The following is a 19065-nucleotide window of genomic DNA, read 5'->3' on the forward strand; positions in this document are numbered from 1 at the left end:
GCAATACAAGAGTGAACACTTTAATTAGATAATTGATCGTTTTTTATCTAATTGTTGTACTAAATGAATAATCTCTATTGTTAATTCTTCAGCCAAAAGTTTATCGCCCAATTTTTCGGCATTTTTTTGCTGTTGTTTTTTCTCTGTGATTTTCTCTTTCAATTTAGCTGAGCGGATGACATACAAAAGATCATTTATTTCTCTTTCTGAACTTTTCTCCGAAATAATCTGCTGATCAATTTCGATCACTAACTTTTTGATTTCATCATTTTGCAAATAATTAACAAAATCTGCTAAATGAAAACTGTTATGTTCCATTAAATAAACGTTCAACAATAAATATAGTTCTTGATAATTATCATGGATAAAAGAAAAATTATTCTCATTATTTATTTGATCCCTAACCAACGGTTCATTCATTAATCGATAAATCAATGTCTGTTCTGCTTTTTCTTCTTGAGATAACGGCAGTTTGTTCTGCTGTTGCATGGATTGGAACAGCGAATAAGTCTGCTTTCTTTTTACTGTTGGTTCCTTAATTGCTAATTGTTTTTTTGTTGCTCTTTGTTCAACACGCTGTTTTTGTTTTAATTGATGAAATTGTTCTTCCAAGCTATGAAGTGATAAGTTAAATTGTTTGGCTAATTGTTGCATATAGTGATCTCGTTCTAATGGCGAGAGAACAAGCAACAGTTCACCCAATAATGTCTGTACATAATCTATCTGTTCTTTTTCATTCTTCATATTCCTTGATTGTCGATGATAAAACATCTTAAAACTGAAAACTGTCTGTTGTTCATGTGTGGCTAGTGTTTTAAATGAATCAACACCATACTTTCTAACATAATCATCTGGGTCAAGTTTTTCAGGCAGATTCAAAACACTTAACATCAAGCGACTTTGTTGATTTAATAGCTGAATCGCCCGATTTGTTGCTTCAATTCCAGCCTGATCACCATCATAACATAAAACAAGTTTCTCAGAGACCTTTTCCAAATATCTTATTTGTTGATTGGTTAAACTTGTTCCCATTGAAGCAATTCCATTATAAATACCTGATTGCCATGCAGCAATAACGTCCATAAACCCTTCAAACAAAAACACAGTATTTTCTTTACGAATATACTTCCTTGCTTGATTAAAATTAAACAAGGTTTCACGTTTATTGAATAATAAAGTTTCGGGACTATTTAAATATTTTGGTAAATTTTCACCTATGAATTGCTTTGTTTTCAAAAGACGACCAGAAAATGCAATCGGATTGTTTTGTACATCATAAATGGGAAAGACAATTCTTTGATAAAAACGATCAAAACTTTCACCAGTATCCCTTTTAACAAATAGACCAGAAGCATCTAAAATACTGACATCAAATTGATCGTTTTGAAATACGCGTTGCAAAAAATCTCTTTCCATAGGAGCAAAGCCAATCATAAATGTATCGATGATTTCTCTGGTTAATCCTCTTTCAATCAAATACTTGAGGGCTTCTTCTCCGGCCTTCGTATTAACCAATACATGGTGGTATAATTCTACTGCCTTTTTATGTACTTCAATTAATTGCCGCTTTTGTCGCATTTGAGGTGTTTCAGTTGCTTGAATAGGGTTCAAGTCAATAGAAACAGACAAATTTTCCATTTCAACTACTTTTTTTACAGCCTGTGGAAAAGAAATTCCTTCTATTTCTTGAATAAAATTAAAAATAGTTCCACCCTTTCCACAACCGAAGCAATGAAAAATTTGCTTATCTTCAGCAACAGAAAAAGAAGGGGAACGTTCTTCATGAAATGGACACAAACCCATATAATTTTTGCCAGATTTTTTTAATTGTACGTACTGACTGACTATATCTATAATATTTGTTTGGTGACGTATTTCTTCAATTACCTCTTGAGGAATTTGTTGTTTCATAACCATCACCTCCTAAAACAAATTATGCCATAAATCGGTAAAAAACGCACTGATTTTAGACTTCAGCGCGGTAATTGTTAAACATAATTTCACATCTTTAATTATAGCAAAAATTGGCAATAATTCAAGCAATTTATTTACAATGCTTTAACTTATTTACTTTTTTTCTTGCTTTAAAAAAATATAGAGATATTTTACAAAGGATTTAATTATAAAAAGACTTCAACCTATTTAGGTAGATCAGATAATATAAATGGATCTTATGAAAAAATAATATCACATTCATAAAATCCATTTATATTAAAAAACATATCAATTATAGCAAAAAAGTAATTTTACAATCTTTTTTAAAGATTCAATTCAAATTCAATTAAATATGGTCTACAACAAATAAAAAAATCAACTTTTTACTTTTTTACCATGATAAATGTTAGCAAGTAAATAAATACAGATATTTATTATCATCATTACAAAAAATACTGGCATTGTATGATGAGTCAAAAAACCAATTTCTAAGATAGAATGAAACAACATTGCAGCCAAATAAATACCACCTACTGTCGTAATAGACAAGAATAGTCGTAATGGATTAAAAGGTAAACATGTTTTAATAACAGCAATACAACTAATTCCAATTAATAAATAATACATTAATGTTGTTGTTTCAATAGCACTATAATTTCCATTCTGCTGACCAAGTAAATAAACAACAATAATATTCAAAACAACCAAAATAGCACTTAAAGTTGCTTTTCGTAAAGCTGTTGGTAAAAATTTCCCTCTTACCTGTTTTTTATTTTCTTCAAATGATAGGAAAAATGCTGGGTATCCCTCAATAACTAGATCAATTAATGTAATCTGAATTGGAATAAAAGGAAAAGCAATGGTTGTCAATGCACAAATAATGGATAAGATAAACGAATAAATCGTTTTAATGAAAAATACACCTGCTACCTTTGTTACATTATTAACGACACGCCGTCCTTCAAATAATACATCTGGCAAGGTAGTGAAATCAGAATCCAATAAAACCAGATTAGAAATTTGACGTGTAGCACTGTCTCCTTCTGCCATAGCAATACTACAATCTGCTTCACGTAAAGCTAGAACATCATTGACACCATCACCAGTCATTGCAACAACATGGCCAGCTACCTTTAATTCCTGAACAATAATCTTTTTTTGTTGAGGTGTTACTCGACAGAAGATATTATAGTCATGAACTGCTTGACGAACTTCACTATCTGTTTTTTTTGTTGATAAATCAACATATAAATTTGTATTTTTCATGCCTGCACGTTCAGCAATTTTGGCGACTGTAAGAGGATTATCGCCTGAGATGACTCGTAAATGAACACCCTCTTTTTCCAAATAGGCCAATGTTTCATTTGCGTTTTGACGGATAGGATCATCCATTGTAAAAATGGCTAAGGGTGTTAGATCAGGTACTAACTGTTCATCAAGTTCTTTGTCCATTTCTGTAATAGCAAACATCAATACACGATGTCCTGCCATTTGGGCATCTACTACCTCTTTTGGCAACTGTTCTTCACTAATTAAACGTTCAGGTGCACCGAGATAAACGGTGCCTAATTCTTCAAATTGTATAGCTCCCCATTTACGATCGGAAGAAAAAGCTAAACTATTCTGTGCTTGATAAACATTAGAACATTCAAAATAGTCACGAATCGCTTGCATAGTGATATTATCGTCCGTGCTTTCTGATAAGTAACTGCCAACGATGTTTGCGAATTCTTCTTTTAGTGGTTCATGCAAAATGGTTACTTCATGAACTTTCATTTTTCCCTCGGTAATTGTACCTGTTTTATCTAAACATAACATATCTATATGTGCTAATGTTTCAACAGAATACATCTCCTGAACAAGAATCCGCTTTTTAGCAAGTTTAATAACAGCCGAGGATAAAGCAATGCTGATTAATAGGACAAGTCCTTTTGGTAGCATTCCCAATAAAGCTGCCGAAGAAGAAATAACAGAAACTTTCAAATTTGTATGTCTAAGAAGAAAAGCTTCCATAAATAAGATAAGTCCCATAGGAATAATGACAAAACTGGTGAATTTTGAAACCTTACGAATTGAATTTATTAATTCAGACTGTATAGGTTTATGTACCTTGGCTTCTGATGTGATTTTTACTGCATAGTTTTCTTTTCCAACATGGATAACTTTAGAATAAACCTGTCCACTAACGATGAAACTACCAGATAATAGGATACTTTCTGCTTGTTTTTCTACTAGGTCTGACTCACCTGTCAATAAAGATTCATTAACTTCAACTTTTCCTTCAACAACTTCCATATCTGTTGGAATTTGTTCGCCAGCTGAAAGGATAGCTAAATCATCCATAACTAATTCTGTTGTTTCAATTTCACATTTTTTTCCTTCACGAATGACTTGAACCGTCTCTTTCGCTATAATTGATAACTTAGCTACCAAATTTCGAGCATGAATTTCTTGATAAATGCCAATCAACATATTTACTAAAATGATAGCGAAAAAGAACAAGTTACTATAGGCACCAACAATAAATAAACAAATTGCAATAATGAGATTTAAAAAGTTGAATAACGTAAATGTATTATCAAAAATAATATCTTTAGTCGATTTTGCCACATTGTCTTCATAATTATTTTGTAGCCCTTGTTGTTTTCGTAACTCGACGTCTTGATAGGTTAAGCCATTTTTAGTGTCTAACTTATTTCCCATGCACCTGGTTCCCTACTTTCCTTAATTTAAAATATATCCTCTTCAGTTTACTTGTTAACAATAAAAACTGCAAGAAAATCCTAAAAATGAATCGAAATAAGTTAAAATAAATAATCCAGATATCCTACTTAATTACAAAAATTACAAATAAGAGGGAATTAGCTTCAAATCAATAATGAATAATCAATATTAAGTTCATTAATTACACGGCTCATTTTAACCAATGAATCAAAAGTTGATTTAATTTAACAATATCAGCATAAAACATATTTCCACCATTATTGTATAGAAATCCACCATTATAAATAACCGCCTGTGGTTTATAATATTGGTATTTTTTGTTTTCATTATTTCCTAACAAAGGTGAAAGAACTTCTTTTGAGTAGTGTTCTGCTAACGGAACAGAATTTTTTCTTCCATGTAATTTAACATAATCAATATAGCCTAATCCAAAATTGTATGCTTGTACACCTGTCCATAAATCACAATGATTTGCCTCTGCTTTTTTTAAAGCCTGTGCCAAAAAATGAACGCCTTGGTGAATACTTTCCTCAGAACTATTAATTGTCTGCTCCGAATGCTTACTCTCACTACTTTGCATTAAATCGATTGATTTTCCTTTTGATTCAGTATAAATAATAGCTAAAATTAAATTTTCATGTTGTGGTATATCATTTTTTTTTGCTTCTTTAGCTACTTGTGCTTGAAAGGCTGTTACCTGTCGAATATTTCTATAGAGATTAAAAGCAAAATAACCAACGAATATAAAAAGAAGTATAACGATAAAGAAAATTATTCTTTTGATTGTTTTTTTTATTTTTGTCATGAAATCATCCAAATCTATCTGAGAATACTTTTTATAATACTCTCAAAAAAATTAAAAATCTAAATTTTATGTTCTTTTTTAAGATTATTTAAAAATTATTTAGTAAAGAATAAACTTTTCAGTTTAAAAATGTCTTGAAAACCTATATACTTTAAAAATAAGGTGGGAGGTATATGCAAACAACCAAAAAAGTACTGCAAACAACAGATGGAAGTAAAATATACTATGAAGTGAGTGGACAAGGCACTCCCCTATTTTTATTGCATGGAAATAATGATAGTGGCCAATATTTCACCTATCAAGTACCTGCTTTTAGTCAGTTTTTTCAAGTATACGTTATTGACAGTAGAGGACATGGTCGATCAACGAATAATAGTAATTATCTGTCTTTTCGCCAAATGGCACAAGATTTAAATGAATTGATTGAAAAAGAGAATTTAAAAAAAATAGATATCGTTGGTTTCAGTGATGGCGCAAACTTAGCGATGACGTTTGCTGTTTTGTTTCCACAAAAAACAGATCGTTTGGTATTGAATTCAGGCAATACACTGAGAAATGGTGTGAATAAATTTGCTCAACTTGCTACTTTAATTGAATACTGGTTATTCCGTTTTATAGCATTATTTAATAAAAAATTCCGAAAGCGTGTATTAATTATCGAATTACTTCTACAAAATATTGGTATTTCTGAATCTGATTTAAAAACGATTCAGGCCAAAACGCTGATTATTGTAGGAAAATACGATGTTATTAAACGAGCGCATTCCCTTTATCTGGCTGAAACAATTCCACATGCCACGTTTGTCCTAGTTCCTTATCAGGGTCATTCTTTTGCAAAAAAAGAACCATTAACATTTAATCGTGAAATTTTAACTTTTTTATTAGAAAAGAAGGTGCATCTTTGAAAAAATTTATTGAATGGATAAAGGCACACAGCAATTATTTTAAAATATTTTTTGTTATTTCTGTCTTAATTATTGTTATTGCTGAACTTTTTTTCACTTGGGAAGACGATTTCATTCCCTCAATTGGTAATAATATTTAGTGATATTCCCATTTGGAAAATCTTTGTTATGTTTCTGATTGGTTTAATTTCTGTTTTTCCAATGATTGGTTATGATGTTATTTTAAATCGGTTATTAAGGCAAAAACCAAAATGGTTCTATCTTATTGAAACAAGTTGGATTATCAATACAATTAATAATATTGCGGGTTTCGGTGGATTAATTAGTATTGGCTTGCGTTCTGAATTCTATGGAAAAGAAACTGATGGAAAACAAGTTGTAAAATCTTTATCAAAAATTCTAATTTTTTTAATGGCTGGTCTATCTATTTATAGTTTATTAGCCTGCTTTTTAGTTCTAGCAGGTAATACAACGGATTATATTGATCAATTCTTACCTTGGTTAATTGTTGGAGGCTTGTATTTTCCAGTCGTATTAATTGCTACAATGATAAAAAGAAATGAATACATTGGCAATATTGCTAGAAAAACCAAAATTGAATTGATTTTTATTTCATTTTTGGAATGGTCCGGTGTTGTCTTCAGCTTTTTTGCTATTGGTTGGCTTATGAATATTCCCTTTCATGTATTCCAAATTTTACCTTTATTTATTGCAGCCTCGGTCATTGGAATTATCTCTATGATACCAGGTGAATTAGGCAGCTTTGATGTTATGATGATTATTGGTTTGACAACCATAGATATTCCTAGAGAAACCGTTGTAGCTTGGATCCTTTTATATCGACTTTTTTATTATATTATTCCATTCTTAATAGGTGCGTTTTTATTTGTTAAAAACTTAGGTGTGACTATCAGCAAACGCTATTCCGGTGTCCCTTATGATTTAGCAACAGAAGTTGCTCATAAAATCGTTGTTTTTTTAATGTACTTTTCAGGTATTATGGTTGTGCTTTCTGCCACAATCCCAGAAGCTTTTGATCGTTTAAAATGGCTGAGTCGATTGAATCCATTACAATTTCACATTATTATTCAATTCCCTGCTATTTTACTTGGCTTTTTACTATTGATTACTGGAAGAGGAATATCTGCACGCGTAAAAAGAGCTTATTGGCCCACCATTGCACTCATTATTCTGACACTTGTTTATACATTTTTTGAAGATTTTAATCTAGGAATCATTTTTTTCCTTGCTATTTTACTTATTATTATCATTTTTTCGAAAAAAGAGCTATTCCGTGAACAACTTGTCTACTCTTGGGAAATGATTACCATTGATAGCATCATTTTTTCGGTCTTAATTTTGTTATATATTGCTATTGGTGTTTACAATCTGCCTAGTTTCTCGCATAGACATCATCACAGATTTGCTTCCTTTTTCTTAATCCCTTCTGAGCAAATCTGGTTTTCTGGATTTTTAGCTATTTTGTTTGTATTTATCTATATTTATTTATTTATTCGATATCTACAAGGAAATAAGCAAAAAATTGGTATTGCTTTTGATGAAGATATTGCCTTATCAATTTTGACCACCTATGGTGGAAATAGTGATAGTCAATTGGTTTTCTTAAAAGATAAAGATATGTTTATTTATAAAAATGCAGAAAATGAAGCTACCGTCCTTTTACAATTTAGAATTTATAATAATAAATGTATTGTAATGGGCAATCCATCTGGTAAAAAATCAGATTTTTCAAATGCTTTAGTTGCTTTTATGGATGAAACAGATCGTTTAGGATATTTACCAGTATTTTATGAAGTTTCGGAAGAAATTGTCATATTTCTTCATGAGTACGGCTATGATTTTATAAAGATGGGAGAAAAAGCTTTTGTCGATCTACCAAGCTTTACACTTTCTGGGAAAAAAAGAAAAAGTGAACGGGTGGTTATGAATCGATTTAATAAGGAAAATTATCATTTTGAAGTTCTTCAACCGCCTTTTTCAGCTGAATTTATGCAAACATTAAAAAATATTTCTGATGAATGGTTAGATGGTCGCAAAGAAAAAGGATTTTCTCTAGGATTCTTCTCTGTTGACTACTTACAACGTGGTCCTATTGCTGTTGTAAAAAATAAACAAGACGAGTTGATTGCCTTTTCAAATATTATGCCAACCTATAACTCAGCAGAAGGTACTATTGATTTAATGCGCTATCGAAAAAATGCGCCATCTGGTGTCATGGATTTTCTCTTTATTTCTTTATTTGAATATATGAAAGAAATGGGATTTCATTATTTTGATTTAGGAATGGCGCCTCTGGCAAACGTAGGAACTTCAAGAAAAAGTTTTATCCAGGAAAGAATTGCTTATCTGGTTTATGAATTTGGTTCGCATTTCTATTCCTTCCGTGGCCTAAGGGACTATAAAGGAAAATTCGCTACCGACTGGAGTGCACGTTATACGATTTATTCAAGGAACAGTTTTATTGTCTATGTAATGATTGCTTTATTGGTTAGTGATAATGCCTCTGTGGAAAAACAAAAACAGCCATCCTTACATGGAATAAGACGAATACTAAAAAATCGTTATAATCGCTAGAAAAAATTCTTAATAAATCTAATGAAATCATACGGCGTAAATAGAAAATAAAACTTATCTAATTAAAAATCTCTTAGATGCTTTAGAAATAGCTTCTAAGAGTATTTTTAGTTAGATACAAAAGGAATATTAGTAGTAAAAAAAACAATTATTCGTTGATTGAATTACAATGAATAATTGTTTTGATTCTTGCTATTAATATAGTTAGTTTGATATAACTAATATAAAGTTAAAACGAAAAATCGTATTTTACTAAATTTGTGAAAAAAGCTGATATTCATAGTGAAGCCCATTCATTTGGTAGAATCAAACGACGTTATCTTTATTAATGAGGATAATTCTATAGGTTATTTTGCTAATATTGATAGATAATAGTTCCTTACTTTTTTGTTATTCTTCTTGAATTTGCTTAATTTCCTTGCCATTTTTCTGGTGCTTTTTTCCATTCTTTTAATAAAATAACATCTTCAGATGTAATTGCACTTGAAGTATAAGCAACATCAATTAATGTCGAATAGTTCGTTAATGTAATTAAAGGTAGCTGCTGGTATTCAAAATTCTCTTTTCCTCTTGGCAGCTCATAAGTAAATATTGCTGCAATTCCTAGTACGTCAGCTCCCTCACGCTTTGCTGCTTCTGCTGCCTCTAAGACACTACCACCAGTTGAAATTAAATCTTCAATAATAACCATTTTTTCATTTTTAGTTATTCGACCTTCAATTTGGTTTCCCTTTCCATGATCTTTTGGTTTACTTCGAATATAAACCATCGGTAGGTTTAAAAGTTCAGCAACCCAAGCGGCGTGTGGAATTCCAGCAGTTGCAGTTCCAGCAATTACTTCTACCTCTGGATAATTTTCTTTAATTTTATATGCTAATCCCTGCGCGATTTCTTTACGTATGGCAGGATAACTCATTGTGATTCGATTATCACAATAAATTGGGCTCTTAATGCCGCTTGCCCATGTAAAGGGCTGATTAGGACTTAAAAACACTGCTTTGATGTCTAATAAATCTTTTGCAATCTTTTTTTCTATTGACATGTTTCACTTCCTCCATCCCATTCTTTTTTAATTTCCACATAGGTTTCATAAGGCATCGATGATTGAGTAATCGGGCGACCAACAACAATGAAATCTGAACCTAGCTGATGTGCTTTGTGTGGTGTGACAATTCTTTTTTGGTCTCCTATCTTTGAACCTTTTGGTCTAATTCCTGGTGATAAACAGATAAATTCAGGCTTGGTTGCTTTTTTTATATTTTTTACTTCTAAGGCAGAAGATACTACACCATCTAAGCCTGCTTGTTGTGCACATTTTGCATAATGGATCACACTTTCTTGTAAAGGCACTTCGATGAGCTGTTCCTTATGCATCTTTTCCTCAGTCGTTGAGGTTAGCTGAGTAATTGCTAATAACATCGGTCTTTTTTGTCCGGTCGGCGTTCCATTTTCTAAGCCATTGATTGCTGCTGACATCATTTGAATGCCACCTGCATCATGTACACAAGTTAAGTCGACGCCTAGTTTTGCAAGTCCGTACATCGCTTTTTCTACCGTATTTGGAATATCATGAAGTTTTAAATCAAGAAAAATACTATGTCCTTGCTGTTTTAACCAATGAACAATTTTAGGACCTTCTTGATAATATAATTCCATACCTATTTTAATAAACAGCTTTTCTTGTTTTGGAAAACCGTTTAAAAATGTTTCAACTTCTTGTTGATTTGGAAAATCAAGAGCAATAATTGGAAGTGTATTCATTTTTACTGATTCAGCTCCTCTTTCACTTCTTTTCTTAATAGTTCTAGGGATTCAATTCCTAATTCCGCCATTTTTATCGGTAATTCTTCGATTAATCTTGGGCAAATGTAAGGATCTGTGAAATTTGCCGTACCAATTGCAACTGCACTCGCACCGGCCATAAAAAATTCCAAAATATCTTCGACTGATTGGATGCCACCCATGCCAATAATTGGCAAATTTGTTATAGCTGCTACCTGTCTAATTAGCCGAATCGCCACCGGTTTGATGGCAGCACCAGATAATCCACCTGTTTGGTTTGCTAAAACCGGTTGTCTAGTTTTTAAATCAATTCTCATCCCTAACAAAGTATTAATCATCGAAAGGCCGTCTGCCCCACCAGCTTCAATTGCTTTAGCAATTGGAACGATATCTGTAACATTTGGTGATAATTTTACATAAATAGGGACTTGTGAGACTTTCTTTACTACCTGAGTAAGCTGAAATGCTACCTCTGGATCAGTGCCAAAAGCAATACCACCATGTTTAACATTTGGACAAGAAATATTTAATTCAATCGCATGTACATTCTTTACTTGACTGATTTTACTACATACCTCAATATAATCTTCTTCACAGGCACCAGCTACATTCGCAATAATTGGTAGCTGGTATTTTTCTAGAGCAGGTAATTTTTCATTTATTACTACTTCTAATCCTGGATTCTGTAACCCAATTGCATTCAACATGCCACTAGGTGTTTCTGCTACTCTTGGTGTTTGATTACCAAAACGTGCTTTTGGTGTAGTTGCCTTAATCATAAGTGAACCTAGCTGATTCAAATTATAATATCTTGCATATTCTTCACCAAATCCAAAGCAACCACTCGCAGGCATAATTGGGTTTTTTAAAGTTAATCCAGGTAAGGATACTGCTAATTTTTCATTCATAAAACCACCTCATTTGCCAAAAAAACAGGTCCATCTTCACAAACCTTTACGCTTCTTGTTCCTGTTTTATCTCCTTGAACAGGACAAACACAAGCATTGCAAGCACCAATCCCACAAGCCATTCTTTCTTCTAGCGAAAGAAAAATATTGGAAAGCGTAGAGAAAAGTTGGACGATAGTTTTTAACATGCCATTGGGTCCACAAGCATAAATAGCATCAGGAAACATCGTTTGACTCGCTTCTGCTAAAAGATTGCCAACATTTCCTTCTACTCCATAAGTTCCATCATCGGTAGCAAATTGTGTTTCACCTAAATTCATAAATTCTTCTTTAAAATAGATCAATTCTTTTGTTGCATATCCCAAAAAGTGAACAACATGAACGCCTCTTTTGGTTAGTTGCTTAGATAATTCATAAAGTGGGGGAATACCAATCCCACCACCAACAATAAAAGCGATCTGTCCAGAGTTTACCCCATCAATCTTAAAACCATTGCCTAAAGGACCCATAACGTCTAATTTATCATCAGCATTTAGAGTAGAAAGTATTTTTGTTCCTGTTCCTTCCGTTCGATAAATAATTGTGCAAGTATTTTTCTCATGATCTATCTGATTTAAACTAATTGGTCTACGTAATAAGAGGTCGGCTTTTGGAACCTTAATATGTAGAAATTGCCCAGGCATGTTCATTTCTTTTACCAGTTCACCAGTTAATGTCATCTGATAAATATGTGGTGCTAATTGTTTTTGCAAAACAACCGTCATTTGTTCTTGCTTCATTTCATTAACTCCTTTATTTGTTTCCAACTAATAGAAGAAGAATTTTTCTATCGAAAATGTTTATACATCCATAAATTCACAAAACAACTATTCCAAAATAAAAAATGATATCAAAAATCAGAACAATAAAAATGTTACTTTTCTTTTTATTTGTTATTTGTGAAATGCTATCAATCTTATGCTATCCTATAAATTTGAACTGGCAAATTGCTTATTTAGAATAAGAAAAAGAAATGAAACTACTTTCCCTTATTCTAAATACTACTCTATGTCCTTTTAAATCGGGTTAGTTGAAAAGGTATGTGCTTCTAGAACTTTCAAAATAGCATTTGCTGTATCTAATGAAGTAAACAATGGGATACCATGCTCCACAGAAGCTCTTCGGATATAAAAGCCATCTTGACTTTTTGTTTTGGAATGGTTTTTATCCATTGTATTAATAGCAACTTGAACTTCTCTTTTACGTATAACATCTAAAATGTTCTTTTCTTCTTTTTGCTCAATTTTTGAGACAAGCTGAACACATAGGCCTTGTTGAACAAAGTAATCTGCTGTTCCCTTCGTTGCAATTAAATTATAACCGATTTTGACAAATCGTTTAGCTAGATTTAAAGCTTCCTCCTTGTCTTTATCAGCAATCGTAAATAAAACTGTCCCATAACTAGGTAAATGTAATCCTGAAGCTTCAAAAGCTTTATATAAAGCTTTTTCTAGATTATTATCAGAACCCATAACTTCACCTGTTGATTTCATTTCCGGTCCCAAATAGGTATCTACTTTTTGTAATTTAGTAAAAGAAAAGACAGGTGCTTTTACGTGAACTTGATTACTTTCTGGATAGAGACCATCAGTATAGCCCAAATCTATTAGTTTTTCTCCAAGAATAACTCTTGTTGCCAGCTGTGCCATTTTTATTCCAGTAATTTTACTCAAAAATGGTACTGTGCGACTAGCTCTTGGATTGACTTCAATAACATAAACATCATCATGATGAATCACAAATTGAATATTCATGATCCCAACACAATTTAATCCTAATGCTAATTTTTTGGTATAAGTTTCAATCGTCTGTTTAATCTTTTTAGATAGAATTTGCGGTGGATAAACGGCCATCGAATCGCCTGAATGGACACCAGCTCGCTCGATATGTTCCATGATGCCAGGAATTAATACAGTTTGCCCATCACAAATTGCATCTACTTCACATTCTTTACCAACTAAATACCGATCCACCAAGACTGGATGTTCCTGAGAAGCTTTTACTGCGTATTTCATATAGTCTTCCAAGTCTGCCTGATTTTCAACAATTTCCATTGCTCTTCCACCTAAAACATAACTTGGTCTCAATAAAACCGGATAACCGATTTTCCCAGCAATTGAAATGGCTTCTGCCTCACTTATTGCAGTATTACCAGGTGGTTGAGGAATTTCAAGGATTTTTAAAGCTTGTTCAAACATATCTCTATCCTCGGCTCGATCTAGATCTTTCACAGTCGTTCCAAGAATTTTTATTCCTTGTTGATCCAAGGCAGCTGCTAAATTAATCGCAGTTTGTCCACCAAACTGAACAATTACACCTGTCGGTTTTTCTAATTCTATAACATTTAAGACATCTTCCAAAGTTAAGGGTTCGAAATAGAGTTTATCTGAAATAGAAAAATCTGTTGAAACAGTTTCTGGGTTATTATTCATAATAATCGCTTCATACCCAGCTGCTTGGATCGCTTTTACCGAATGAACTGTTGCATAATCAAATTCTACACCTTGTCCAATCCGAATAGGACCTGAACCCAATACCAAGATAGAGGGTTTATCAGAAACCAGACTTTCATTTTCATCTTCATAGGTACTATAAAAGTAAGGCGTTTGTGATTCAAATTCAGCAGCGCAGGTGTCCACCATTTTAAAAACTGGAATTAATTTATTTTGTTTTCTAAATTCAGTCACTTTGTCTACATGCCATTGCCAACAATCAGCAATTTTCTGATCAGTAAAACCATTTTGTTTTGCTTCTCTTAAATAATTACAATCACCGATATGCATGAATAGGTCTTTTTCTATTTCAAAAATATGTAACAATTTATCCAAAAAGAATAAGTCTATTTTGGTCAGTGTATGAAGTTCTTCAATCGTAAAGTTTCTGCGAATCGCCTCAGAAAGATAAAATAATCGATCGTCTTGTGCATGAATAATCTTTTCTGTTAATTGCTCATCTGAAATTTCTTGTAACTCTTTTAATTCATTATGATAACAACCAATTTCCAAAGAACGAACAGCCTTTAATAAAGATTCTTCAATGGTTCGACCAATACTCATTACTTCACCAGTTGCTTTCATCTGCGTACCTAATTGGCGTTCACCATTTTCAAATTTATCAAATGGCCAGCGAGGAATTTTAGCAACAACATAATCCAATGCTGGTTCAAATTCAGCATAAGTTGTTCCAGTTACCGGGTTTTTCATTTCATCTAAAGTAAGGCCAACAGCAATTTTTGCTGCTAATTTGGCAATCGGATATCCCGTTGCTTTACTAGCAAGTGCAGACGAACGTGATACTCTTGGATTTACTTCAATAACATAATAATTGAAGATTGAAGGGTCAAGAGCTAATTGAACATTACAACCACCTTCAATTTTTAATGCTCGAATAATTTTTAAAGAAGCATCACGAAGCAATTGATATTCTTGATCTGACAGTGTTTGACTTGGTGCAAAAACAATTGAGTCTCCAGTATGAATGCCAACAGGATCAAAATTTTCCATATTGCAAACAACAATAGCATTATCTGAAGAATCACGCATGACTTCATATTCAATTTCTTTATAACCTGCGATACTTTTTTCTATTAAACATTGAGTTGCTGGTGAAAGTTTCAATCCATTCACAGTGATTGCTCTTAATTCCTCTTCATTATCACACATGCCTCCACCAGTGCCACCTAAAGTAAATGCAGGGCGAACAATTACAGGATAGCCGATTTTATTGGTAAAACTCACCGCCTCTTCCACCGTATGAACAATTTCACTTTCTGGAATTGGTTGATTCAATTTTTCCATCAATTGTTTAAATAAATCACGATCTTCTGCTTGATCGATAGCACTTAATTTTGTTCCTAATAATTCAATCTTCAACTCATCTAAAATTCCTGAACTTGCAAGTTCTATTGCCATATTTAATCCTGTTTGTCCACCAAGAGTGGGAAGTAGTGCATCTGGTTGCTCCTTACGTAAAATTTGAGAAACAAACTCCAAAGTAATTGGTTCAATATAAACCTTATCAGCAATTTCTCGATCTGTCATAATGGTTGCAGGATTGGAGTTTACCAATATCACTTCATAGCCCTCTTCTTTTAACGCTAAACACGCTTGGGTTCCAGCATAATCAAATTCAGCAGCCTGTCCAATAACAATAGGACCAGACCCAATGACCATAATCTTCTTTATATCTGTTCGCTTTGGCATTTGTTTTGCTCCTTCCATGCGTCAATTAATTCCATAAATTCATCAAATAAATGAATAGCATCATGTGGGCCCGGTGCTGCATCTGGATGAAATTGAACACTAAATGCTGGATATTGTCGATGTTTAATTCCTTCAACAGATCCATCATTTACCTCTTCATGCGTTATCATTAATTTTTCTGGATCAATTGTCTGCTTGTCAACTGCATAGCCATGATTTTGCGATGTAAAATCAATACGTCCCGTTGCAATTTCACGTACAGGATGATTTAATCCACGATGGCCAAATTTCATTTTATAAGTATCTGCATCATTTGCCAGAGAAAACAATTGATGTCCTAAACAGATACCAAAAATTGGTACTTTTCCTTGAATATTTTTAATCATTTCAATCGCTTCTGGTACATCTTTTGGATCACCAGGTCCATTTGATAACATTACGCCATCCGGTTTAAGATCAAGAATTGTTGCTGCACTCGTGTTGTAAGGCAAAACAGTTAGGTTACATTGCCGTTTACCTAGCTCTCGTAAAATACTGTGTTTTAAGCCAAAGTCAATTACTACAATATTTCTGCCTATGCCTGGACTTGGATAAGGTTTAATAGTAGAAACCTGCGCTACTTGATTTTTCGGTAATACTGTTGCCTTAAGTTGATCGAAATCATGTGTTAAATTTTCTCCTTCATCAACCAAACTACCTTTCATGGTTCCAACTGATCTTAATTTTCTTGTCAATGCCCGTGTATCAATACCTGAGATACCAGGAATACCTTTGCCTTTTAAAAACTCATCCAATGTCATTTGGCTACGCCAATTGGAGGCTAACCGGGCATGCTCTCTAACAATTACGCCTTTGCAAGTTGGTGCAATTGATTCATAGTCATCACGATTAATCCCATAATTTCCAACCATTGGATAGGTAAAAGTAATGATTTGTCCATTAAAACTTTGATCAGTAATCGCTTCTTGGTAACCGGTCATACTCGTCGTAAAAACGACTTCTCCAAACGTACTGGTTTCAGCTCTAAAGGCTTTTCCTTTAAAGACTATCCCATCTTCTAAAATTAATAAGCGTTTCACCCTATATTCCTTCTTTCGACCATACTAGTTGACCATCAACAAAAGTCATCATTGTATTTCCTTTTACCTGGCGACCAATAAATGGTGTATTTTTACCCATTGATTCAAATTGTTCTTCATCAATGACTTCTTCTTTTTCAAGATCAAATATAGTAATATCAGCAGTAGCACCAATTGTTAATGTTCCCCCAGCCAGATTAAACAATTCTGCTGGTTTACTACTCATCCAACAAATCAATTGTTCTAAAGTAAAAATCTGTTTTTCAACAAAATAAGTATAGAGTAAAGAGAAAGCTGTTTCACTATCTACAATTCCAAAAGGAGACTTTAAGAAAGACTGATTTTTTTCTTCAATTCCATGAGGCGCATGATCAGTTGCAATACAATCGATCGTTCCATCAAGTAGACCTTCAATTAATGCTTTCTGGTCTTGTTCACTTCTTAAAGGTGGATTCATTTTCCAAAAACCATGATCTTCCGGAATATCTTGATCGGTTAATAACAAATGATGGGGAGAAACTTCCGCAGTCACATGAATACCTGCATGTTTTGCTTCACAAACAAGTTGGACACTTTCTCTTGTTGATACATGGCAAATATGATAATGGACGCCTGTTTCTTTAGCTAACATGATATCTCTAGCGATTTGTGAAGACTCAACAATTCCTAATATTCCGGGTAGATTTAATTCTTTTGATCTTTCTCCTTCATGCATTACCCCACCGAAGAGTAAGGAATTGTCTTCGGTATGTGCCACTAAAGGCATATTTAAAGACGCAGCATTTTTCATAGCCAGATACATCACTCCAGCATTTTGAACACCAACACCATCATTTGTAAAAGCAAAAGCATTGGCCTTTTTTAATGCTTTCTGGTTGGTTAATACTTCACTATTTAATTCTTCAGTAATTGGTGCATATTGTAAAATTTTTACGATTGATTCTTGTTTAATGATATCATAAATTTTTTGTAATTTTTCTGGTGTGTCAGGTACAGGATTCAAATTCGGCATGGCACATACAGTTGTAAATCCACCTCTTGCAGCTGCTCTACTCCCGGTTTTTATTGTTTCTTTATAGGTAAAGCCTGGTTCTCGCAAATGAACGTGAATATCAATTAAACCTGGTGTTATTAATTGTCCTTTTGCATCAAAGACATGATCAAAATTTTCATTGTCAAATGTGCTACCAATGGCTTTAATTTTATTATCTTCTATCCAGATAGCTGCTGAAATTCGTTTGTTTTTTTTATCAACAATGGTGCCATTCTTTATTAATGTCTTCATTTTTTATGCCCTTCCTTGTAAAATTGCTTCTAAAATAGCCATACGCATATAAACGCCATTGCTCATTTGTGTAATAATTCTTGATTGTAGGCCCTATACAAGTTGGTCTGCTAATTCTACATCTCGATTAACAGGTGCTGGATGCATAATAATTGCTTTTTTAGGCAATTTTTTTGCACGTTCAATTGTTAAGCCATATTCTCTATGATAAGTTTCCTTTGAAAATAATTCTGAACCGTCATGTCGTTCATGCTGAACTCGTAAAAGCATAACAACATCAATCTCTTCAATAATTCCATCTAATAGTCTATATTGTCCGTAAGCATCAAATTGTTTGTCATACCATTCTGGTGGACCTGAAAAGTAAATTTCTGCTCCCATGTGTAGGATGCTGGCCACTTCCATCTCCACCATTAATAATGGCACATTGAATCGTCTTACTTTGAATTAATTCTTCATAATAATTTTCTTGACTATGTCGTATTACTGCTACATCTACACCGATAGCTGACATGGTTAACACGGTATCATATAATGTTTCTCCTTTTTGAACCGAACTGGTTTTCGCTTCAAAATCAACGACTTCTAACCCAAGTTTTTTTCAGCTACTTCAAAGCTTTTATGTGTTCGTGTACTATTTTCAAAAAAAGATTAGTAGCAAAATAAGGTCTCTTGGCTGGTTGCCAATTCCTTCCTTGCTTAAATTCTCTTGCCCGTTGAATTAAGCCAATGACTTCTTGGTCAGTGAGTGATTCAATGGTTAAAAGGTGTTTTAAACTAATTCTCTCAGATGTAATAATCAATGT

Annotated in this window: 11 protein-coding genes and 2 pseudogenes; 2 read left to right on the forward strand and 11 right to left on the reverse strand. The window is 33.1% G+C overall.

What is annotated here, in order from left to right:
• Positions 1–24 precede the first annotated feature (24 nt).
• From dnaG to MPTP_RS05185, 3 genes are all read right to left on the reverse strand, one after another.
• A complete protein-coding gene (dnaG, locus tag MPTP_RS05175) occupies positions 25–1911 on the reverse strand; it encodes a DNA primase (protein ID WP_013774036.1) in 1887 nt (628 codons plus the stop codon).
• Between the two features lie 399 nt (positions 1912–2310).
• Positions 2311–4638 (reverse strand): cation-translocating P-type ATPase, encoded by a 2328-nt coding sequence (locus MPTP_RS05180; RefSeq protein ID WP_013774037.1) that lies wholly within the window; start codon positions 4636–4638, stop codon positions 2311–2313.
• Between the two features lie 211 nt (positions 4639–4849).
• Positions 4850–5464: a lysozyme family protein gene (locus MPTP_RS05185; RefSeq protein ID WP_013774038.1), complete on the reverse strand. Its 615-nt coding sequence runs from the start codon at positions 5462–5464 to the stop codon at positions 4850–4852.
• A 173-nt stretch (positions 5465–5637) separates the two neighbouring features.
• Here MPTP_RS05185 and MPTP_RS05190 point away from each other — a divergent pair, with 173 nt between their 5' ends.
• A complete protein-coding gene (locus tag MPTP_RS05190; RefSeq protein ID WP_013774039.1) occupies positions 5638–6369 on the forward strand; it encodes an alpha/beta fold hydrolase in 732 nt (243 codons plus the stop codon).
• Positions 6366–8964, forward strand: a pseudogene (mprF, locus tag MPTP_RS05195) (bifunctional lysylphosphatidylglycerol flippase/synthetase MprF). Before MPTP_RS05190 ends, mprF begins: the two are co-directional and overlap by 4 nt.
• 409 nt (positions 8965–9373) lie before the next feature.
• Here the strand turns inward: mprF and pyrE are convergent.
• The 8 genes and pseudogenes from pyrE to MPTP_RS05235 form a co-directional block, all read right to left on the reverse strand.
• Positions 9374–10006: an orotate phosphoribosyltransferase gene (gene pyrE / locus MPTP_RS05200; protein ID WP_013774042.1), complete on the reverse strand. Its 633-nt coding sequence runs from the start codon at positions 10004–10006 to the stop codon at positions 9374–9376.
• Positions 9997–10725 carry an orotidine-5'-phosphate decarboxylase gene (gene pyrF, locus MPTP_RS05205; protein ID WP_013774043.1) on the reverse strand — a complete coding sequence of 243 codons (729 nt, stop codon included), beginning with the start codon at positions 10723–10725 and terminating at the stop codon, positions 9997–9999. Before pyrF ends, pyrE begins: the two co-directional genes overlap by 10 nt.
• Positions 10726–10727: 2 nt before the next feature.
• A complete protein-coding gene (locus MPTP_RS05210) occupies positions 10728–11654 on the reverse strand; it encodes a dihydroorotate dehydrogenase (protein ID WP_013774044.1) in 927 nt (308 codons plus the stop codon).
• Positions 11651–12433: a dihydroorotate dehydrogenase electron transfer subunit gene (locus MPTP_RS05215; protein ID WP_013774045.1), complete on the reverse strand. Its 783-nt coding sequence runs from the start codon at positions 12431–12433 to the stop codon at positions 11651–11653. Before MPTP_RS05215 ends, MPTP_RS05210 begins: the two co-directional genes overlap by 4 nt.
• Before the next feature lie 276 nt (positions 12434–12709).
• Positions 12710–15895, reverse strand: coding sequence for a carbamoyl-phosphate synthase large subunit (gene carB, locus MPTP_RS05220; RefSeq protein WP_013774046.1), 3186 nt, complete (start codon positions 15893–15895; stop codon positions 12710–12712).
• Positions 15874–16974: a carbamoyl phosphate synthase small subunit gene (locus MPTP_RS05225; RefSeq protein WP_013774047.1), complete on the reverse strand. Its 1101-nt coding sequence runs from the start codon at positions 16972–16974 to the stop codon at positions 15874–15876. The genes carB and MPTP_RS05225 overlap by 22 nt, the downstream gene beginning before the upstream one ends.
• Before the next feature lies 1 nt (position 16975).
• On the reverse strand, positions 16976–18259 hold the full coding sequence (locus MPTP_RS05230) for a dihydroorotase (RefSeq protein ID WP_013774048.1): 1284 nt from the start codon (positions 18257–18259) through the stop codon (positions 16976–16978).
• Positions 18260–18262: 3 nt separating this feature from the next.
• A pseudogene (locus MPTP_RS05235) lies at positions 18263–19062 on the reverse strand (aspartate carbamoyltransferase catalytic subunit).
• Positions 19063–19065 lie beyond the last annotated feature (3 nt).

The organism is Melissococcus plutonius ATCC 35311 (assembly GCF_000270185.1).
Classification (GTDB): domain Bacteria; phylum Bacillota; class Bacilli; order Lactobacillales; family Enterococcaceae; genus Melissococcus; species Melissococcus plutonius.